The following is a 22,371-nucleotide window of genomic DNA, read 5'->3' on the forward strand; positions in this document are numbered from 1 at the left end:
TGTGGGCGCGGGAGGAGAGAGCGTTCGTCGTGGTGGACGACGACGGCGTGCCGATCCCGGACATCCGGGTGTCGCGGCTGGCCGTCAGCGGCGACGAGGAACTGAACCTCATGCGGATCGGGGAGGACTACCACCTCGTGAACGCCCTCGGGGTCCCCTCGCCGCACCGCATGCTGGAACTGCTGGACGTGGACGGTCGGGGGACGGGCCTGTTCGCCTCCTCGCTGGCCGACGATGTGGAGCCGTCGAACGTGGACGGTGCGGGGATGGGCGAGGTTTTCGCGTCGTTGGCCGCGCGGACGCGGCCGCCGGGTGTGGATCGTGCGGGGTTGGACGACATGTTCGCCTCGTTGGGTGATGACGTGGGTGGGTTGAGCCTTGATGGTTCGGGGTCGGGCCGGTTCTCTCCCTCACCGGTCGATGACGTGGAGCCGTTGAACCTGGACGGTGCGGGGATGGGCGAGGTTTTCGCGTCGTTGGCCGCGCGGATGCGACCGCCGGGTGTGGATCGTGCGGGGTTGGACGACATGTTCGCCTCGTTGGGTGATGACGTGGGTGGGTTGAGCCTTGATGGTTCGGGGTCGGGTCGGTTCTCTCCCTCACCGGTCGAGAACGTCCCGCCGCCGAGCCCGGGTGGTGCGGGGGCGGCCCGGATGGCCACGTCGTTGGGCGACGAGGGTCCCCAGGTTCAGGAGTTTCGGCGGGTTTTCGACCTCGCGGGCAACGTGTGGGTGGATGACGTGGTTGCCGAGGGGGGTGCGGTCTCGTTCGGGCGTGGGTACGCGCGCTTTGAGTACGGGGAGTCCGACGGCGTTCTGCGGTCGTGGTCAGTGGAGTTGGAGCACGGTTCGCTGGCCGGGTTGCAGCTGGGGTGGACGCGGTCGGATGGTTTCGCGACCGCGCCGGGTCTCTCGGCTTCGTGGGTGGGTGCCGACCATGTGTTGGTGGAGCTCAGTGGTAGTCGCTTCCTGGTGGGGGTGGACGGGGAGACGGTGGTTCCGGCTGTCGTGTTGTCGGGTCGGCCGGGGTATCAGGACCTGGTCGTGGTGGGGGGTGCGGGGGGTGGGGTGTATCCGCTGCCGAGGACGTTGGACGGTGCCTCTGTGGACAGTCCGGTTCGGTGGGATCCGGAGACCGGGCATCTCGTGGTGCACGAGGCGGACGGTACGACGGTGCGGTACACCGAGGACGGCCAGTTCGTGGCGGAGGGGATGGGGACCGGTGGGCGCCCGGAGCTGAGCGCGGCCGAGCGGGATCTGCTGACGGGCCTGGATCGTGTGCGGCTGGCCGGGGCGCCTCCGCCGGCGCCCGGGTCGCACGTCTACCGGGTGTTCGTGCAGCACGGGTTCGAGCCCGCCGAGCAGACCGACGTCGTGGTCCGCGGGCTCTGGGTGTCCGACCTGGTGGGGGTCCGCCGGGTGGAGGTCGCGTACGGGGATGACGGTCCGCTGCGCGTGGCGCGGATCGTCGGGGACGACGCCGACCGGTTCACCGGTGAGGTGGACGGCCACCTCGTCCGACTGCTGGAGACCGTCGACGACATCACCACGGTGCGCCGGACGTACACCGTCGCGAGCGGGGCTCTGGAGCTCGTGCTCGCGGAGCGCGTCGTGACCCTGCCCGGCCGCCCCCGGTTCCGGGGCTACGAGCTGGTGTTCGACGAGGAGCACCCGGGCAGGGCGCCCCGCCTGGCACGCGGCGATGTGGAGATCCACCACGGTGTCGTGCGGCTCGGGCCGGACGCGTTCTTCGTGGCGCGGGTCCCTCCCTTCGGCGGCCACGACTACCTCGCGATGCCCCCCCAGGACCTGCTGGTGGTGAACGCCCGGGGCGTGGTGACCCACCGGGTGGAGTTCTCGGTCGAGGGCCGGCTGCTGATCGCCCTGCCCGTCGACGGGCAGGGGGCGGCGCTGGTGGCCGACCTGCTCCCCGGCCGGGCTGGGCCGGTGCTCGGCCGTTCGCGTGCGGCGGTGGTGCGGTTCGACGCCGAGGCGGGCGGGACCGTGGTGCTGGACGGCGAGCGGGCGTGGGTGATGGACCCGTCCTGGGGCGTGGTGCGGTCGGGGCAGCGCGTCAACGCGACCGAGTTGGGGCTGCCGAACGCGTGGGACGGGCGGTACCTGCTGTACCGACCGGGGGAGAGCCCGCTGTTGGTGTCGCCCGGCGGCGCGCCGTTGCCGGCGGCCCCGGTGCCGCTGCTCGGCCGGTCGGGCGGGCAGCCCGACCCGGTGGGCTTCCTCGTGCCGGGCGGCTCGGCGGGACGCGGCCTGGTGGTCTGGGGCGACGGTTCGCTGCGCGGGGCGTGGGAGTTCGACGGTCTGCTGGTGCAGCGGTGGTTCCAGGAGTCGGCGGTCTTCGACCAGGCGACGGGACGTCAGGTCGGCACCGCCGTCCGGGTGCGGGCGGGGGACTTCGCGGGCGCCCAGCTGCTCCGGCTGGACGGGGACACGCTCCGGCTGGCCTGGTTCGACAGCGCCGGGCCCAGCGGTTCGACGGTGACCCGGGTCGGGGACGACGCCTACCGGCTGGAGGCCGCCGGTCTGGCCCCGGTCGTGGTGAACGGACGGGGCGAGACCCTCGGCGGCCCGGCGGCGGACCGCGCGGCACACCCGGCCGGATCGGCCGTCGGGGCGGCGCACGGGCAGCCCATCACGGACGCCATGGGGGCGGTTGCGGAGGAGTGGTACGGGAGGTTCCTGACGCGGTCGGCGGACGGCCGGGCCGTCACCGGGGTGCTGTCCAGGACCGGCGAGCCCCTCGATATCGACGTGGTCGAGTTGCCCCGCGTGGGTGACAACCGCCCGGTGGCCCTGGTGCCGCGCAGCGGCTCGGGCAGCGCCGTGATCATCGAGAACGCCGACTCGGCCCTCCGCGCCTGGGCGACCGACGAACTCATCTTCTCCTACGACATCCTCGCGCCTGCTCTGGGACGTAACGAGGTCCCGCTGTTCCACCGCACGTCGGGGCGGGCCGTCGGCACGGCGACGCCGGTCACCGCCGGCGACTTCGGTCGCCGGCACCAGGCCTGGCTCGTCCGGTTGGACTCCGGCGAGATGCGACTGGTGGCCACGCATGGTCCGGCGCTGGTCAACCCGTCGGTCACCCGCATCGGGAACGAGGACGCCTATGTGCTGACCGCCGCGGGGCACCGGACCGTCGTGATGAGCCAGGCGGGCCGGGCACGTCCGGACATCCTGCCGCTCCTGGACGCGGCGGGTCGGCCGACGGGCCGTTTCCACGTCCGCACGGGGTCGGACGCCCGCATGCTGGTCGGCGCGTTCGACGACCAGATAGGGGCGCGGAGTGGCGGGTCACTGGCCCCGGTGCGGGGCGGGCTGGTGCCCCTGCTGGACGGCGGCCGGTGGTCGGGCGGCGCGTTCGCGCCGCGCCGGGACCCGGGCTACGGCCTGGGCCTGGTCGTCGGGACCGACGGCCGGGCGGGGGCGGTGGCCGCCGGGGAGTTCGGCCCGCTGGGTCGCATCCTGGTCTTCGAGGAAGGCCAGGTCCGGGTCCACGACGCGGTCTCCGGGCGGCTGCTGACAACGTACGAGGGCGCGTTCGACGCCGTCCTGCGCGGTAACCGGCTGGAGCTCGGCGGGCCGGACGGCCCCCGCCTGGTGAGCGAGGCCACCGGCCGGCGGGTGCCCGGCTCGTCCGTGGTGCCGCTGGAGGGTACGGTCGGCCTGCTCATCCTGGCTCCCGGCGCGCGCCCGACGCTGGCCCGGCGGTCCGGCACCGTGGTGGGCGACGACGCGGTCCGGCTGGCGGGCGCGCTGGACGGTCAGGACGGGTACCTCGTGCAGGTGGCGGGGGACGTCTGGGTGTTCCGGGCGGACGGCGGCCGGGCCCCGGTCCGGGTGGAGACGCACGGGGACGTCTACGGGCTTCACGAGACCGGCGGCCGGTGGCTGGGGGACTTCACCCACGCCGGCCAGCGGATCGGGGCCGATCTCACCCGAGCTGGGGCGTCGGGCGCGGCCCGGCCGGCGGCGGTCCCCGTGAACTCCGTCCGGCTGCCCGTCGACGGCGACTACTGGTTGGTCGTCCCGCAGCGCGGCCGGCTCTCCCACACGCTGGACAGGGCCCTGCACCGCACCCCGCCCACCGTGCGTGTGGACGGCCGGCACCCCGCCCATGTCGTCGATGGCGCGGGGCACCGGGTGGGAGAGCTGGCGCGGCTGTCCAGGGAGGAGTTCCTGGTGCGGACGCCCGGCGGAAGCGCGGTGGTGAACGGCCGGGGCGCGGTCACGCACCCCGTGCTGCGGGTGGACGCGGCGGATCGGCTGATCGTCCTGCCGGGCAACGGGGGCGGCCCGGCGCGCGTGTACGGGGCGTCCGACCTGCGTCCGGTGGACGCGGAACGGGTGCTGTACCAGCCGGACGCCGGCCGGGTGACCCTGCTCACCGCGGGCCGCGCGTACCGGATGAACCTCTCGGGCCGCGTGCTGGACATCGGGGAGTCCTTCGGGGGCCGGACGATGCGCGGCGACTGGCAGTCGGCCTACCTGCTGCGCTCGGCCGAGGGGGGCGTGCCCCGGGCCGTGCTGTTCCCGGACGGCACCGTCGAGGGCTTCACCCCGGTGCGCCTGTCCGGGGTGCGGGACGCGGCGGACGCCATGTTCCTCGTGCCGCGCGGCGGTGGGGAGCACGGCCTGCTGGTGAGAGGCCGAATCTGGAGCGATGTGGAGGCGATCGACGATCTGATCCTCGGTCCGAGGATCGGCGGGCTGCTCGATCCCGACGTGGGCCGGAGCGTTTTCGACCGGCTCACCGGACGCCATGTCGGAACCGGCGTGTCCGTGCCGGACCTTCCGGGGGCAACCCTGGTCCGACTCGACCGCGGCGGTGTCCGGTTGGTGGTGTCGGGATTCGGCCGGTCGTCGCGCGGCCTCTCCGTCACCCACATCGGCGGTCGGGGCACCGGGGCCAGGTACATACTGCGCATCACCGGCCGGGAACCTCTCGTGGTGGATGGCCAGGGCCATACGATCCGCAACATTCCGCTGCGCACCCCGGACGGGCGCCCCACCGGCCAGTTCTACTTCCGGCAGGAACGGGAGATCCGCCTCGACCACGTCGCCTCCCTGGCGACCGACCCCCGGTTCCGCGAGCTGCTCAGCCCCCACGCCGGGCGGCTGGGCCGGCTGCCCGTGCCACGCGACGGCAGGGGCACCATCCTGGGCCTCAACGGCGCGGCGAGCACCGAAACCACCAGGTACGCGTTCGAGCTGGACCGGATCGTGGTGGGTGAGGGGCAGCGGACCGCGGTCTACCACGCCTCGACCGGCCGCTTGGCGGGGACCTACGACGAACCGATCGACGCCGCCCTCCACGGGGCCTGGGTGCAGCCGGACGGGCCCCTCGGCATGCCGCAGTTGATGCGGGGCCTCGACAGCCAGCCGATGCCGGGTGCCCGGATGGAGCCGTTGGAGGACCGGCACGACATGTACCTGCTCCTCGTCCCGGGCCGGAACCCGCTGGTGGTCAACCGGGCGGGCGACGTGGTCAGCGACGTGGTCAGGCTGGAACGGGCCCTCGACGGCGAGCCGCTGTACCTGGTGCCGACCGCCAACGGGCTGGAGGCGTTCACCGAGACCGGCCAGCTGGTCCCCTTCCGCGCGAGTCGGAGCGGGGATCACTACCTGCTCAGGGGGACGGGCGACCGGATCGTCGGGAGGTTCGACCTGCTGGGCCGCCCCGTCGCCCCGGGGGCGGCGGGGGCGTCCCAGTCCGACTTCATCACGATGTTCCCGGTGCTCCAGGTCCCCCAGCCGCAGATCGTCCAGTTGCTCGGGCGGAACGGGCTGCCGGACCTGACCGTCCTGGTGACGGGCACGGGCCACGCGGCGGCGTACCGCGGCACCACCGAGGTCACCGACCAGGTGTGGTCCGCCGGTGGCCGCTTCCTGGTGGTGCGCGAGTGGGAGCGGGTGGCGATCCACGACCGCGTGACCGGGGTCCTGCTGCGGGAGCAGACCGTGTACGGGGAGGTGCCGCCGCTCCAGGGATACGACCTGGTCGGTACCGAGGCGGGTGGGACACCCCGCGTCGTCGACTCCGACGGCAACGTGGTCGCGGGCTCCTCGGCGACCCGGCTGGAGGGCGGCCACGGCTTCCTGGTCCGGGTGCCGGACCGACTGCCGGCCGTGGTGGACGACGGCGGCCGCTACCGCGCCACCGTGGAGACGCTGCACGACGAGTCCGGCGCGCCGACGAACATGTTCGTCATCCGCCCGCTCGACCACGGAGCCACCACCGGGTTCGTGTTCGAGGACGGGGGGCGGCTGCTCGGCCACGGGGTCGAGTTCGGCTGGGAGGGCGCCTTCGTCCTGACCCGCGTGGACGGCACCACGACGCTGTACGGCAGCGGTGGCGTGCCGCTGGGGCCGGTGTACGCCGTGCCGGGTGCCGGCGGGGACGTGCTGCTCCTCGTCCCGAACGGCGGCGGCGCACCCATGCTGGTCAGCCGGCGCCCGCTGCCCGCGGAGGCGTCCGCCGAGCCGCTGGCGGACCTCGGCACCCTGGTCTCGCTGCCGGGACGCCGGCCCGTGGTGGTGAGCGACCGGGGCGAGCACACCTACGACGTGATCCGGCTGCGCGACCAGGACGGCGACCTCACCGGGGACCTGGTGCTCGTCCGGCCGGACGGCCGGGGCGAGCCCCTGCTGTACGCCGACGGCGGGCTCCGGCCGGACGTGCCCGTCTCCCTCGACCCCGAGACGGGGCGGATCACCGTCGGCGCCGCCGGCGACCGGCAGACCGGGTACGGGCAGGGCGACGGCATGCCGGAGCGGGGCAGCCCGTCCCCCGTGCCGGAACCCGCGCGACCCACCCCGGCGGCCGGCCAGGGGCGGGACGGCACGCCGGACGGCGGGAGCCCGTCCCCCGTGGCGGAGTCCGCGCCGCTCACCCCCGCGGCCGGCCCGGCGCGCGAGCTGCCCGAGGGGGCCATCCCGCTGCGGGGGCCCGACGGGGTGGAGACCGGCGAGTACGTCGTCCTGGACCCGGCCACGGGTGCGTACCGGCTGTTCGACCGGGCGGGGCAGGACGGGGGCTGGGGAACAGCCGAGGCCGCGAGCATCGTCCTGCCCCGCCAGGACGCGACCGACATCTACCAGGTGGGCGGCGCGTTCGAGTCCCGCCAGGTTTCGCTCCGCAGGCTGGGCCGGGGCGACCTCTCCCTCGTCATCCCGGCCGACGGCCTGCCGCACATCCTGGAGCGCGGCGTGCGGACGCAGCACCTGGTCACCAGGACGTCCGACGGCAGCTACCGGATCGTGGGCAACGGCCTGGTGACCCTCGTGGACTTCGACGGGATCCCCACCCACCTCCCCCTCCAACTGCGTCAGGCGGGGGGCGAGCCGATCGGCATCTGGCTGCACCGGCCGTCCACCTTCCGGCACGAGGCGGGGGTGTACACGGACGCGGGGGCGAGGGTCGACGCCGGTGTCTTCACCACTCCGAACAGTCTGGTCCACGTGGTCGAGCGGGACGGCGAGCTCCTGTTCTTCGACCGGAGCGGCGTCCTGCGCAGCAGCGAGCCGGGTGACATCCAGGGACCGATGCGCGACCACCGGCTGGACTTCGGCGGGCCGGGCGGCGGGCCGCGCCTGCTGGACGGGCAGGGCCGGTCGGTCGGCGAGGTGACCCAGCTGGGCGACGACGCCTTCCTGGTCACCGCGCCGGGTTTCCGTGAGGTCGTGGTGAGCCGCTCCGGGCGGATCACCCACGAGGTGATCTGGCTGGAACCCGTCATCCCCGGCCGGGGGTTCCTGGCCGCCTCGGTGCGCCCGGAGATCGAGCACCGGCTCTACGTCAACGGCGTGCGGATCGACGCCGAGGTCACGAACGAGGGCAGCCTGGTCTCGGTCCTGAGGCGGGGCATCGACCGGATGGACCTCTACGACGTCCTGGGCGTCTTCCGGGGCTGGGAACGGCAGTTCAGCGACGCACTCTTCGGCTACAGCGTGTACTTCCCCGTGGACGGTCCGGCGGCGGCCCTGTACCGGGGCAGGCCGTCACCGTCCCTGTCCCTCCTCCCGCTGTCGGACGGCGGATTCGCGTTCTTCCGCGAGGGGGAGCCGCTGGCCCTGCTGGACCGCGTGGGCGTGCCCACCCACCGCTCGGTCCCGCTGCGCGGTACCCACGGCCGGCCCGAGGGCGTCGCCCTGCTGCCCCTGGACGGGTCTCCCGCCGGCATCCTGTGGTACGGCCGGACGCTGTCGCGCGCCGTCACGGCGGCGGAGGGGGCGATCCACGTCCGGCACACCCGCGTCCATATCCGGTACGACATGGATGGCCGGGCGGTCGAGAGCACCGTCGCGGCTCCCCGGGGCGCCGACCAGGCGAGCCCGCCCGTCCAGCGGCTGCGCGAACTGCTGGACGACAACCGGCTGGTCTTCCACAACGGAACGGTCGCCGTGCGGAGCACCGACGGGGCCGCGGCCATCGGCTCCCGCGCCCAGCTCCTGAGCCCCAGCACGGCCCTGCTCGAAACCCCGAGCGGCACCGTGGTGATCACCGACCGGGGCGTCGTCACGCACGTGGTGGGGCCGGGCGATCCGTCGGCACCGGCGGACCTGCTCCACCTGGTGCCGGTCGGCCAGGCCCCGCCGACGGGTCACGTGCCGGGCGCGGTGCGGATGGACGGCGCGGGCCTGCGGATCGAGACGGCGACGGGGGTGGGCTTCCACACCCGGGACGGCCGGCCGCTCGGCTCCGCGGCCCCCGTCGTGGGCGGTCCCGCCGACGGGCTCTACCTGATCCGGTCGGCGGACCCGACCGTCCGGCCGTACCTGGTGGACGCCGACGGCCTACGGGTGCCCGGCGCCTCGGTGGCCCGGTTCGGGGACGACGGGCAGCTCCTGGTCGAGGTGGGCGGTGTCGCCGGTCTCCTGAACAGGCACGGTGCCCACGTCGCCGAGGTGCTCCCGGTGCGCAACCCGCATGGCCAGTCCACCGGCCTGGTCCTGGTCAGGCCGGTGGCCGACAACCCGGACCCCATGGCGGTGCACCGGACCGACGGGGAGCTGGTCACCGAAGACGTGCTGACGACCTTCGGCGGCGGCCGGATCGCCTACGCGATGGACGATTACTTCCATGTGCTGGACCGTACGGGTACCTGGGTGGGCTCCGCGGACGGCGCCTTGGGGGGAGCCATGGTGGGCAACCGTGTCGTCCAGGATGGCGAGGGGGGGCCGCTTCGCCTGGTGCGGAGCGACGATCTGTTGGGGAACCCGGTCGGCACGGTGACGCCGGTCGGCAACGGCCTGCACCTGATCCAGGCCGACGGTCACCTCCCCGTCGTGTTCCGCCTCGACCACAGTCAGCTGATGCACCACGTGATCGTGCTGCGCGGCGGGGCACACGACGGGCGGATGGTGATGGCGCCCATCCGCATCACAGACCGGCCTGGGCTGCTCAGCGACCTCGGCGAGCCGTTGCCGGACGAGGTGCGGCACACCGGCGGCACGCTGTTCACGGTGCTCTCCCCCGAGGACGACCTGGACTTCTACACCATGGCCGGCAACTTCGCCGGCCGCGGCTACGGCGTGAACTCCGGCCCACTGCGTCACCTCCAGGTGGTGTACCCGCCGGGCGGCGGACAGCCCTGGTTCGCGGGCGTGGAACAGGACGTCCTCCCGGGCTCGTCCGTCACCCGGCTGGCCGGCGTCGAGCCGGACGCCGGCGGCTACCTCGCCGAGGCCGGCGGACACCACGCGATCATCGACGACCGGGCCCGGCTGACCCATGACCTCGTCCAGGACCCGGGGTCCCGCGGCCTGGTCGCCGTCCCGCGCGGGGGTCCCCCGCCCACCGGGCCGTCCGACCCCGTCTGGATCGACGGGGCGCGCCTGCGGATGGAGAGCGACGACGGCCGCACCGCGTGGTTCCACAGCCGGCACGGCGAGCTGCTCGGTGCCTCGGTGCGGATCGACGGCGGCCCGTTCGACACCCTCGGCGGACGGGCGCACCTGGTGTCGCCGGCCAACGGCGAGGCGTATGTGCGGCTGGCGGACGGCACCCACCACCCGGTGGTGCGCCTCGGGGACGACCTGTACTTCGTCGATGTCCCGGGCGCGCGCGGGATCGTGGACCGGTTCGGCCACCACGCGTACGGGGTGACGGCACTGACCGGCCCGGGCGGCGCCCCCACCGGCACCTTCGTCGCCGTGCTGGCGCCCGACTCCGCCGGGCCCCTGCTGTTCCGGCGCGACGGCCTGGTCCACGGTGGCGAGGTCGGGATCGACGAGAGCGGCATCGTCCTGCGGCGGGGCACCGCGGTGTACGGCCACCACCTCGACGGGACGTTCGCCGAGGGCCGGCTGCTGGTCAGCGGCGGTGTCGCGGACCGCTTCGAGGTCTCCTGGCCGGCCGCCGGCCGGCCGGTGGTGACGAACGCCGCCGGCGACCAGGTGGCCAACGCGTCGATGCGGCCGGTGGGCACGGGCTGGCTGCTGGAGTGGGACGGCGGGCGGGTCCTGGTCACCGCCGACGGGCGCGCGCCGTACCAGGTCACGGTGCTCTCCGGCCGCCCCGGCGGCCGCCCGGACCTGCTGGCGCTGCGGACGAACGACGGCACGTGGTATCCGCTGCCGATGGCCGGCGACGGCGAGTCGGTGATCGACACGGTGCTGCGGCAGCTGCGGGACCCCGATCGGCTGCCGGCGGATCTGGGGGAGTACCTGGTGCTGCACGGCCCGAACGGCGTGGTCGAACGGTTCGACGTGCGGACGGGCGCCTTCGTCGGCGAGGGCGGCGGCTTCCCCGGCGACAACTGGCCGCGGGGGGCGGAGATCCACCGCCTCCGCCCGGCCGACCAGGCCCGGCTGGTCGAGCGGCTGCACGCCGGGGTCAGCGACCGCGCGCCGCTGCCGGTCGCCCCGGCCACCGGCGGCGGGTACCGGGTCGCCGTCCTGGACGAGATCGTGCCAGGGACCAGCGTCGGCGTGGACGGCACCGCCCTCGCCGCGCTGCGGGTGGACGTGGACGACGCCGGCCGGCTGCGCGGCGCCGCCGCCACCGCCGCCACCGACGGCGCGACGGTCGAGACCCGCGTCGCCCGCACGGGGGCCCACGACACGCTCACCGTCACCGTCCGGGGCGCGGACGGCGCGACGACCGTCCACACCGAACGCTGGACCCCCGTCGAGGTCGCGGGGCTGCCCGCCGCGGTCCTCCGCCTCGACCCGGCCGGGCCAGGATCCGCCCCCGTGCTTTTCCAGCGCGGTCCCGACGGGCTGGTGGCCAGACCGGACGCCGTGGTCACCCGCCTGGCGGACGGCGCCGGGTGGCGGGTGGCGCTGCCCGAGGGGCAGTTCGCGGTCGATGCCGCGGGGCGGCTCACCGACCGGGTCATCCCGCTCGGCGGCGGGCGAGGACCGGACCAGGAGTACGTGTTCCGGCCGGTGGCCGGTGGCGACGGCGCCCAGCCGACCCTGCGGGACGGCGAGGGGCGCGCCAGGCCGGGCGAGGTGACGGCCACCGACCAGGAGATCACCGTCCGCCGCGGCCCCGGCGGCGTCGCCCTGCACCGGGCGGACGGCGCCCTGACCCAGCGGACCCTGCACGTCGTCGGCGGCCGGTGGGACGGCCATGACCTGACGCTCCCCGGCCCGGCCGCCGCCCCCGGCGCGCGGCCGTCCCTGGTACCGGGCGACGGGCCGCCGGTCCCGGTCGCCGTCCTCCACCTGCCGGGCGACCAGTACCTCGTGACGCCGTCGGGACAACGCCCCCTGGTCATCGGCGCCGACGGCCGCCCGGACGACGCCGCCCGGGTGGCGCTGCTGGCGTCCGGCGACCACGTGATCGCCCGGGACGGCCGTCTCGTCCAGGTGAACGTCCGGGGTGAACTCCAGGACGTCGCCGTTCCGTTGCGGGACGCGCGGGGGCGGCCGACGTCCTCGGTGTTCCACCAGGACGCCCGCACCGGCCGCCAGTGGGTGCGGACGGTCGACGGCGACATCGACGGCGCCCGGGTCACCACGAACGGCCTCCTGGAGGTGCCCCGCACACCGGGCACGACCGTCCACGCGCTGAACGGCCTGCGCCGGTACGGCCTGATCCCCGTCCCGCGGATGGGGGAGTACCGGGACCTCACCATCGTCGTGTTCGACGGCCGCAGCACGCCGGGCCTGCTGGACAGTGGTGGACGCCCGATCATGGACGCCACCGTCGAACCGCTGGGCCGGGACCGGGGCTTTCTCGTCAACATCCGCGATCTCGTCAGCGTCCGCGATCCCCGGGTCCGGGCGTCCTCCACCTACGGGATCGACCCGGACGGCGACCACAGCCACGAGATCGTCCGCCTCATCGGCGGGGACGGCGGGCTGGAGCGCCGGATCGTCGCCTGGAGCCGCTCCCCGGAGTTCAGGAGCGATCTCTACCAGTTCGGCCGGACGGACATCCAACGCCGGCCGCACCGGGTGACGTTCGACGACGACCACCTCTTCATCGCGCACGCCGGGCACATCCAGCGGTACGAGATCGAGGGCGGGCCCGCAGACTACTGGGCCCGCCTGCGGGAGGAGTCGTTCCGGGTCGCCAGCCGCTCCGCACTGGACCTCAGGACGTTGGTCCTGCCGGTCGACCACACCCCGTACGCGCTGACCGGCACCGGGCGCCGGATCGACGCCGTCCCGCAGGAGGGCGGGCTGTACCGGATACCCACGCCGTCCGGCCCGCACCCGGTGCTGAACGCCCGGGGCGAGCACGTCTTCGACGCCGTGGAGCTGCGGACCCGGCACGGCGACGTCGAGGGGTACGTCTTCCGGCCCGTCGACCGCGGCGGCGTCCCGCCGTCCCTGCGCACCCCCACCGGCGCGCCCCACCAGCTGGGCGCCCACTTCGCCGAACAGGGCGGGACGTACGTGCTGCACAACGTCCCGCTGGCCACCCAGCAGACGTTCCGGACCAACGGCACCCTGCGGGACGAGGTCCTCGTGCTCCGGGGCGGCACGTTCGACGGGGCGCGGCTCACCCTCACCGACGACCTGGCCAGCTCCCGGCTCAGGCTGCCCGACGGGACGGAGCGCACCCCGACCGTCGTCCGCCTCCACGACGGAGGGGTGCGGGTCGAGCTCGATGGCCGGCACACGGTCGTCAGCCGCGACAACGCCGTCACCGACGACGCCGTCCGCCTCACCCGGCGGGCCGACCCCGCCGACCCGGCCACCACCACGACCACCGGCTACGCGTTCCTCCCCGTCGACGGCACCGCCGCCACCCTGCGGCGCGAGGACGGGACGCTGCTGCCCGACCCGCACGTCGACCAGCTGCCGGACGGCGCCTTCCGGGTGCACGACGGCGGCCCGACGGTCGCCAGGTACGACCAGCGGGGCCAGCACGAGTTCGACGCGCTGACCCTCGACCGCGCAGGGCTCGCCGAGACGGGCCGCTACGTCCGGATCTCCACCGTCACGCACGGCGGCGTGGAGTACCGCGGCTACCGGCTGCTCGACGCCGGGATGCGGTTCCTGGACGACCTGCGCACCAGCCCGCGTGGCACGCCGGGCGGCGCCGACCTCGGGTTCCGGGTGTGGGACCCGAAGACCGGCGAGGTGTCGCTGTACGACCGCGGCGCCCGCCTGGAGAAGCACGTCAGCGCGGTGGTGAACGACGACGGCCACCGGCTGGCCACCGTCCGCGACCCCGCGACCGGCGCGGTGCGGACCAGCTTCCACGTCGTCGAGCTGTCGGACGGCGTCGGCCGGCGCTACCTGACGGTGGACGGGGACCGGCTCTTCAACGTCCGCCTGCTGGACGGCGAGTTGGCGGAGAGCGTCCCGCACGGCGTGATCACCGCCGCGGGCGGCCGGTTCCGGATCAACGGCCCCAACTCGGCCGACCACCCGCCGGGCCTGCGCATCGACGAGTACCGGGAGTACCTGGGCAACGGGCGGCTCGTCGAGCAGCGCGTCGATCCCGTGCTGCGTGGTGAGCGGGTGCGCGGCCAGTACTTCGTCATCCGGTACGACTACGACGACGCCGGCAGGGTGTCCGGGACCTGGGAGCGCTTCCGGGACGGCCAAGCCCCCGCGCGGCCCGCCCCGCTGCTCGACCGGGGCGTCGTGGACGTCACCGGCTTCGGGGCGGGACACCTGACGCTGCGCACCTACCAGGACGGCTTCGTCTTCGAACGCCGGCCGCTGGCCAACGGCAACCTCCTGGAGGCCCACACCGGCGGCAGCGTCGCCGGCTTCGTCAACCGCCGGGCGGGCGTCCCGTGGAGCCTGACCGAGCGCGAGCGGTGGGTGGAGACGACGGCCAGCGGCGAGTGGGTCGACGGCGGCGTGCGGATCTGGGGCACGAGCGGCCGCACCTGGTTCGACTACCACGACCAGTCGCACCCCGGCCGGACCCTGACCGGCCCGGTCCGGCACTACCGCGCGTCGCCCGACGGCGGCTATGTGCTGGCCGAGCGCCCGTCGGGAGGCCGCCCGCTGGCGTTCCGCACCGGGGAGACGGGCGTCTGGCACCGCTACGACGCCGACTTCCGGCACGTCGCCCAGGGCACCAGGACGTGGCACTGGATCGGCAACGGCTGGACCGACCACCTGCCCAACCCGCGCACCGGCGGGGTCACGGAGGTGCACGTCAAGTCGGGGTGGCTGGCGCGGCACCACTACCGGGCGCACGACATCGGCCCCGACGGCGTGCCGGCCGAGACCTGGCAGGCCGTCTCCCCGCAGGGCAAGCCCACCGGCTCCGGCCAGCGGATGGCCGACGGCACCCTGCTGGAGAACCGGCGGATCGCCGAGCAGCGCCCGCCGAGCCTCTTCCGCTGGCTCTTCCTCAGCGACGAACTGCGCGGGACGACCCTCGGCACCGCGCCCCTGCGGCACCTGTTCGTGCCCAGCTGGGCACAGCCGCAGGCCGGTCGCTTCACCAGCACCTCGGGGCGGGTCAACTGGGCGCTGGACAGCAGGCTCCAGATGTTCGACTGGACGGCGGGGGAGCGGTCCGGCGTCTCGCTCGTCACCCGCGACTTCGGCACCCTCCTGGTCGACCGCGCGGGCCACCTCGCGGGGGAGCGGCGGACGCTGGCCAACGGCGCCGAGCTGGTCGTCGGCCTTGAGGCCCAGCTGCCGACCGTCGGCGGCCGGCGGGTCGCCGCCCGGGCCAACTACCTGCCGTGGACGGTGAGCGAGGGCGGGCCGTCCGGCCACCGCACCTTCCACCGGGCGGACTTCGCCGCGGTGCCGCCGCCGACGGGCACCGGGCGGACGGCGGACGACCTGCTCTGGCAGGACCGCGTCGCCCGCGGCCCGGCGGACGGCGACTGGTACACGCCCAGCCCGGACCGGCAGTGGCAGGTCGTCCGGATGGGCTTCAAGGACGGCTCCGTCCTCGACTACCGCCCGCGCCCCGGCGCCGGGCCGGCGACCACCACCGGCGCGCTGGAGCGGGGCGACTGGACGCTCTTCGACCACCGGGGGAAGATCCTGGCGCGCCGGGACACCTGGCCCGCCGGCACGCTGGCCACGGCGGGCGACGAGGTGGCCGTGGTGAGCACCTACACGCGCGGCGGCGTGCGGTGGCGGATCGAGGGAACCGACATCGGCGGTGTCCGGCGGCTGGCCGCGCGGAACGACCTCGGCCATGTCAACTACTACGACCGCGCGTCGTACCAGGACTTCCTGGACGGCCGGCTGGTCCGCGAGCACCGGGTGCTGTCGGACGGCGTCACCCTCGACGCGTGGCTCGCCCGCTGGCAGGACGGCCCGGGCGGCCGCGGCGACGTCTGGCACTGGCGGAAGACGGACCGCCACGGCACGGTGCTGGAGTTCGGCGCGCAGCGCGACCGGGTGCGGGTCTGGCTGGACGGCGACCGGGAGCTGCCCCGCTGGCAGCCGTCGGCACGCTGGGAGGACCGGCTCCACGCCCCGGCCGGCCACCCGCCGAACCCGGCCGGGGCCAGCACCACGCCGGCCGGGGCCGGTACCACGCCGTCCGGGGCCGGTACCACGCGCACCACCCCCGGCGGGGCCGCGCACCAGGCGGCCGCCGGCCCGGGTTACGGCGTCGTCCAGGAGCTGCCCAGGGCGGTCGGCGGCCCGATGCGGCAGTTCTTCAACGACATGCCGCTGCGGGTCCGCGAGTACGCCGCCACCCCCGGCGAGGTCGCCACGGCCACCAGGGGCGGCGCGGCGTACCGCTCCTGGCGCGAGTTCGAGAGCGGGATCGTCGCCCGCAGCATGACGGCGCGGCCGGACGGCACCTACTTCGAGGTCGAGAGCATGACCAAGCAGTGGCGCCGCTTCTTCTACGGCCCCGGCGGTGCCCCGTCCGTGGTCGGCGAACGGAGCAACACCGGGTTCGTCTGGGAACGCCTCGCCAACGGCGCGCTGGTGCCGGAGGGCGGCGAGCGCCGCTGGCTCGGCATCCGGCCGGACTTCTCCCTGACGGGCCGGGAGACCCGGTACATCGGCTCGCTCAACGAGTTCCGCGGCCTGGAGCGGCAGTACCGGACGGCCCGCCGCGTGACGTTGGGGCCGGCGGCCACCATCGACCTGGGCGGGCGGAGCCCGGCCGGCGGCGGCCCGCTGCTCGGCGTCGAGTCGGCGCGCACCCCGTTCGTCGTCAACGCGTGGGTGGCCACGGCCGTCGAGTTCCTCCCGGACTTCCTCTTCGACTGGGCGATGAGCATGGCCGTCTACGCGATGCTGCCCGGCGAGTTCACCATCACCGACGTCCAGCAGGCGGCCCTGGGCGCGGCCATCTCCGCCAGCGTCAAGGGCGCGTCCACCGGGCTCCACCTCTGGGCGGCGAACCGCGGCACGTTCCGGGTGGGCCTCACCTTCGAGGACCGGGGCTTCCCGCACCGGCACCGGATGGACGACGACGACTGGTCCACGGAGTGGGCGGCCAACGAGTCCGTGATGCGCTGGCGCGGCGGCACCTACGACTTCTTCCGGGACAACGCGCTGATCAACCCGCTGGCCGCCTTCCTCGGGTACCTCGTGGCCTACGAGGTGCTCGGCGTCAGGACGGAGGACGGCACCCGCGTCGACGTCTCGTTCGGGGAGGCGGCCGCGCTCGCCGGCGCGGGCGCCTTCGCCGCGGCCGTCTCGTCCCTCACCGTCGGGGCCGGGAAGGCCGCCCTGCAGAACACCGCGGGCGGCCGCCTGTACCACCGGGCGGGCGTCATCGACTTCGTCGTCCTTCCCGCGGTGACCAAGCTGATCGACAAGCCGCTCCTGATCATGGGCCTCTCCCCGGCGGTCCAGAGCTGGGTCGGTATCACCCCGCCGTCGGCGCCAGCCCCGCCGTCGGCGCCAGCCCCGACGCCGGAGACGGAGCCGGTGGCGGCCCTGGCGCCGGTCGAGGTGCCGGAGCTGGCGGGGGCGGTGGAGACGCCGTGGCTGGACGAGACGGCGTGGCCCGAGGCGACGCCGCTGCCGGGGCTGCCGGAAGAGCCGGAGAACTGACGGACCCGCCGGAGAACAAACGTGGTGCGGGCGCGATCTCACCAGTCGTAGGACCGATCGGCGCCGAGGCGCCCCCCAGGAGGAGAACCACGATGGTGAACAAGTCCGGGGACGACTTCCCCACACAGTACCGACGCGGCCCGGCGAAGACGCCGCGCGGCCTGCTGCCAGGCCGCAGGGTCTACACGTCGCTCGGCTGGGGCACCACCGCGGCCGTCGCCGTGGTGCTGACCGTGGTCACCGCCGGCGCGTTCCTCGGCGGTGGCGCGGGCACGGGCACGGGCACGGGCAACGCGTCGGAGCAGGCGGCGCAGCTCCCCACCACGCCGGACCGGAACACGTCCGACTCGGTGACCGAGGACGAAGGGGAGGCGCCCCCCGAGGACTTGACCGAGGAGACCGTCCAGGACTCGACCCGGGAGACCGACCGGGACTCGACCCGGGACTCGACCGAGCGGGCGGCCGTCGACTCGGCCGACCGCTCGACCGACCTGGGGGTGCGCGCCGTGGAGCCGCCGGCCCCGGAGGAGCGCGACGAGGAGTCGGTGCAGGTACGGGAGCCCATGGCGCTGGAGACCACGCCGGCCCAGTCGGGCACGCCCACCGGCGAGCGCGGCCGGCGGGTCGTTTCCCCGGAGCCCCTCGTGGACGGCGGGACCTACCGGGTGCTCTCCGGGCTCGGGACCTGCCTCGACCGCAGGTACGGCGCCAAGGAGCCGGGCACCGAGGTGCAGTCGTTCCGGTGCAACTCGGCGGACGCGCAGGTGTTCCGGCTGCACGAGGTGGCGGACGACGTGTGGGTGCTGCGATCCGGGCTGGTGTGCCTGGCGGTCGCGGGCGCCACCCCGGAGATGGGCGGCGGGGTCGAGATGGCCACCTGTGACGCGTCGCCGTCCCAGCGGTGGGCGGTCAGTGGGGACAACGGGCTCCGGCAGCTCACGGCGGGGCACAGCGGCTACTGCCTGGACATCGCCGACGGCCGGACGGAGTCGGGCACCGACGTGCGGCAGTGGGACTGCAACCAGATGCCCGCCCAGCAGTGGGCGTTCGAGCGGCTCTGAACGGTCCCCGGGCCGGCGAAAGCCGGCCCGGGTCAGCCGTCGGACCGGATTCCGACGGCGCGGCGCGGGATGCTAGAACTCGTGGTGCGGTGCCCGCCCACGGGGGAGGAACAGGTGCGATGGTGAAGCAACCCGAGAACGACCGCACGGCGCCACGCGGTCGGCTGGTCGCGCTGGGCTGGGGCGCCGGGGTGGCCGCCGTCGCCGTGCTCGGCGTCGTCGCCGTCGGGGCGGTGGCCTCGGAGGACGGTGGCCCGGAGCGCCTGTCCGGCATGGCGCAGCCGCTGCTCTTCGTGCCGGCCGGCGCCCAGACCGGGGAGGCGACGGAGGACCCCACCGACGCCCCGGCGGAGGACCAGGAGGAGGACCCGGCCGAGGAGTCGGCTGACGAGTCGACCGAGGAGTCGACCGGGGCCGTGGCGGAGGAGCCCACCGGGGAGCCCGCCGAGGGCGACGAGGAGACCAACGCTCCGGCACCGCCCCCGGAGGAGACGGACGAGGCCGGGGAGGCCCCGGCGCCGGGCGACGACGAGGCCCCGACCCCCCTCGTCGACGGCGCGTCCTACTGGCTGGTCTCCGGGCTCGGGACCTGTCTCGAACGGGCGAACGGCGCCGAGGAGCCGGGCACCGAGGTGCGGTCGTCCGCGTGCGGCACCGTGGACGGGCAGCGGTTCACGCTCCTTGACATGGGAGATGACCAGTGGACGTTGAAGGCCGGGCTGGTGTGCCTGGCGGTGGTGGACGCCACCACGGCGGTGGGCGGCGGGGTCGAGATGGCCACCTGTGACGCGTCGCCGTACCAGCGGTGGTCGGTCAGCGACCTGGGCGACGGGTACCGCGAACTCGCCGCCGCGCACAGCCACTACTGCCTGGACATCGAGGGCGGCAGCGCGGCGTCGGGGACCGACGTGCGGCAGTGGCACTGCAACGAGAAGCGCGCGCAGCAGTGGGAGTTCGTCCGCTACTGACGGGCCCGTCGGCGGCCCGCCGCCGGGCTCGTCTCACGCGTCGCCGTCTCACCCGCCGTTGCCGTCGCCGTCGCTGCTGCCGGAGCGGAAGGCCGTGACCGTGGGGAGGTCGCCCGCCGTGGGCACCGCCGCGCCGTTCCAGCCGACCGTCAGGGACGCGCTCCCGTCCGGGGTGAGCAGCACCGCGTCGGGCACGACGCTCGGCGCGCCGCTCATCTCCGGGTTCGGGTAGGACAGCGCGGACCAGCCGCTCTCGCCCGGGAGCAGCGTCACGGACACGGGCTCGCCCGGGGCCAGCGCCGCTCCGTCGACCACCCGACGGCCCGTGCCGTCCAGGAAGGCCAGGCCCGGATAGCCGGTCAGGAGGCAGGGCACGGACGAGACGTTGGTGACGACGAGGGGCGTACTGAGCCGCCCCGCGGCCCCCCGGCTGGCGCCGAGGGACGCCTCCAGAGCGTCCGCGCCGCAGGCGGCCTCCGGACCGTCGTCGTCCGTGGGGTCGTCCTCGGCCGGATCGTCGGGGGCCTCCCCGTCGCCCGGCGGCTCGGCCACCTCCCCGGTCGGGGCCTCGGTCGGGTCCTCGACGCGCTCCTCGGCCCGCTCCTCAGTCGGCTCCTCCGTCGGGTCGTCGGCCGGGTCGTCGGCCGGGGCGTCGGTGGCGGTGGCCCCGCCCTCGACGATCGGCTCCGCCGCACCGGGCAGCCGCTCCGGGCCGCCTGCGCCGCCCTCGCCGGCGGCGCAGGCGGGCGACAACAGCAGCCCCAGCGTGGCGACGCCCACGGCCAGCGCCGCCCGGCGGGCGCGGGCGCGCCCCCACCGCGACGCGGCGGCGCCCCCCGACCGTCTCCCCGCCCCGTCGCCGTGAGACTCCGCCATGCCGATGCTCCTCGCTCCGCTGCCGCGGCGGCACGCGCGCCGCCCTGTCACTGGTCTCTGATGCGAAGGAGCCCACGGATGTTCGCCGAGCCCACCCGACGGCCGTGCTCGGGGTGTCGGTGGAGGAGTTCCTGGACGGGGTCCTGATTGGTGGCAGGGGATGACCCGCTCCAGGTCTCTGACGCGCGCCTGGCGAGTGTCGTGGGCTACCTCGCGCAGGTCTGGGACGGAGCCAGGGCCGCGCCTTCAGCGGTGCGCCCGGGGCCCGGGGTGGAACATGGGGCAACGGATCCGGGGAGGGCGCGCGTGAGTGAAGCCGGTGTCGACGTCTCGCTGCGGCAGGTGACGGAGATTCTCGACGTGTTGGTGCGGCATGCCGCCGCACGGGCGCCTTCCGGTGAGGTCACCGTGGAGGAGGACGCCTACTGGTCGGTTCCGCCGAACGGCGCGCACGACATCTACGGTGAGCCGCCTGAGCTGACCATCGGCTCGGTTTCGGAGTCCCTGGCGCAGTTGCGGGCGATGCTTGATGACGAGTCACGGGTGGTCGGGTACGGGTTCGTGTGGCTGGGCGACGTGCTGCGCGCCGTCGGTGCGCGGATGATCTAGCCGGGCACGTTCGGTGGGCGCGGTGTCGGTCACCAGGGGGGCGGCTCGTCCGTCGTGTGGTCGTGGCTGCCGGAGTACGAGCGCCACGTGACGTCCGGGGTGTTCTCCACCCAGGAGAGGGCTTCCGGCGTGGTCGCGGCCACGGTGATGTCGTGGCCTGCCTCGGAATCGTCGCTTGGGTACACGAGAGCCAGCCAGCGCTCGCCACAGAAGAGGCGGGACTCCGGGGCCGGCCAGTTCCAGGTGGGGAAGGGGAGTGCACGGCTCCCTTGCTGCTCCCGGAGCCAGTCCGCTCCGACGTTCCGCGCGATCTTCGCCTCCGGGGCGCACAGGAGGGCCTCCAGGACCGTGGCGTGGGCCAGGAAGGCCGACAACCCCTCGCCGGTCCGCTGCCACGGCTCCGGCTCGTCCGACGGTGCCCGCTCGTACACGGTGTGGTCCGCGCTGTCCGGGTCGAACGCCCAGACCCACGTGCCCTGGTTCTCGACCCAGAAGGGGATCTTCCCGTCCTCGGGCGCGAGTTCCGTGAGGGGGATCGGGTAGTTGTGTGACGCGATGACCCCGTCCCACCGGGCGGCTATCTCGTGCCATGCGACAAGCACCCGGGGAACTCCGGGCGCCGCTCCCAGGATCGCACCGGGAGCATTCGGGGCGCCGTACCAGATCCACAGGAAACGCGGCAGGTCCTGAGGGTTCGTGGGGGCGAGCGAACTCATGGGGGACATTGTCCGGGGCCGCGGTCCGCCGCGCCGACGGTTCCGGGCCGCGGACGTGACCGGCGTGCGGTCCACCGTCCGGTCGTCGTACGGGCGTCGGCGGACCGGCGGGTGGACATCGTGGAGATCGCGTTCTTCGGCCCGTCGGCCGGGTCAGCGCAGCGGCTGTGCCCCGTGACGGACAGCAGTTGCAGCTTCTCGTAGCTCTCGCTGCCGGGAACCGCGGTGAAGAGCAGCAGCGCGTGCGACTCGGCCGGGTCGAGCAGCCGCTGGCAGTTCAGCTCCAGCGGGCCCAACTCGGGGTGGACGAAACGCTTCACGTCCTGCGGGCGGACGCCGACCTCGTGTTCGTTCCACACGGTCCGGAACTCCTCGCCGCGCGCCAGCAGCAGCCTGGCGAGGCGCACCGCCCGGGAGTTGGGGCCGCGCAGGGTGAGGATCTGCCGCAGGCCGGAGGCGTACATCCGGCTTGGAACGGGTGGTCGTCGGGCGGGTACAGCTCGCGGACGGCCGGGTCGGTGAACCACCGGTAGCCGCTGCTTCGGGCCGGGCCGGTATACCCGGTGGCGTCGCCGGTGAGCGCGACGCCGAGCGGGGTCTGCCGCCGCGTTTTGCCGAGTTCGGTGACGATCTCGGGCAGCACAAGAAGCACCGTCAGTGGTGTGGTCACCCAGGAGACAGGCCGCCTCGCGCCGCCGGGTAACGGGCCGAC

The 22,371-nt window shown here is 74.7% G+C and carries 6 protein-coding genes and 1 pseudogene; 4 read left to right on the plus strand and 3 right to left on the minus strand.

Annotation, left to right across the window (positions count from 1 at the left end; genetic code table 11):
* Positions 1 to 29: 29 nt before the first annotated feature.
* The 3 genes from RM844_RS15405 (at position 30) to RM844_RS15415 (ending at position 19,458) form a co-directional block, all read left to right on the plus strand.
* The gene (locus tag RM844_RS15405) at positions 30 to 17,429 is read left to right on the plus strand and encodes a hypothetical protein (protein ID WP_311667757.1); all 17,400 of its coding nucleotides are present in this window, start codon (positions 30 to 32) and stop codon (positions 17,427 to 17,429) included.
* A gap of 92 nt (positions 17,430 to 17,521) precedes the next feature.
* On the plus strand, positions 17,522 to 18,490 hold the full coding sequence (locus RM844_RS15410) for an RICIN domain-containing protein (RefSeq protein ID WP_311667758.1): 969 nt from the start codon (positions 17,522 to 17,524) through the stop codon (positions 18,488 to 18,490).
* 119 nt (positions 18,491 to 18,609) lie between these two features.
* Positions 18,610 to 19,458 (plus strand): RICIN domain-containing protein, encoded by an 849-nt coding sequence (locus RM844_RS15415; RefSeq protein WP_311667759.1) that lies wholly within the window; start codon positions 18,610 to 18,612, stop codon positions 19,456 to 19,458.
* Between the two features lie 48 nt (positions 19,459 to 19,506).
* Here the strand turns inward: RM844_RS15415 and RM844_RS15420 are convergent, their stop codons facing one another.
* Positions 19,507 to 20,334, minus strand: a complete 828-nt coding sequence (locus tag RM844_RS15420) for a DUF4232 domain-containing protein (RefSeq protein ID WP_311667760.1) — start codon at positions 20,332 to 20,334, stop codon at positions 19,507 to 19,509.
* A 306-nt stretch (positions 20,335 to 20,640) separates the two neighbouring features.
* Between RM844_RS15420 and RM844_RS15425 the strand changes: the two genes are divergently transcribed.
* Positions 20,641 to 20,943, plus strand: coding sequence for a hypothetical protein (locus tag RM844_RS15425; protein ID WP_311667761.1), 303 nt, complete (start codon positions 20,641 to 20,643; stop codon positions 20,941 to 20,943).
* A gap of 29 nt (positions 20,944 to 20,972) precedes the next feature.
* On the opposite strand, the gene RM844_RS15430 is transcribed toward RM844_RS15425, so the two are convergent.
* The gene (locus RM844_RS15430) at positions 20,973 to 21,545 is read right to left on the minus strand and encodes a hypothetical protein (RefSeq protein WP_311667762.1); all 573 of its coding nucleotides are present in this window, start codon (positions 21,543 to 21,545) and stop codon (positions 20,973 to 20,975) included.
* A gap of 284 nt (positions 21,546 to 21,829) precedes the next feature.
* Positions 21,830 to 22,293: pseudogene (locus RM844_RS15435) on the minus strand (MmyB family transcriptional regulator); the annotation flags it as partial.
* Positions 22,294 to 22,371: the final 78 nt, after the last annotated feature.

The organism is Streptomyces chisholmiae (genome assembly GCF_031845445.1).
Classification (GTDB): Bacteria; Actinomycetota; Actinomycetes; order Streptomycetales; family Streptomycetaceae; genus Streptomyces; species Streptomyces chisholmiae.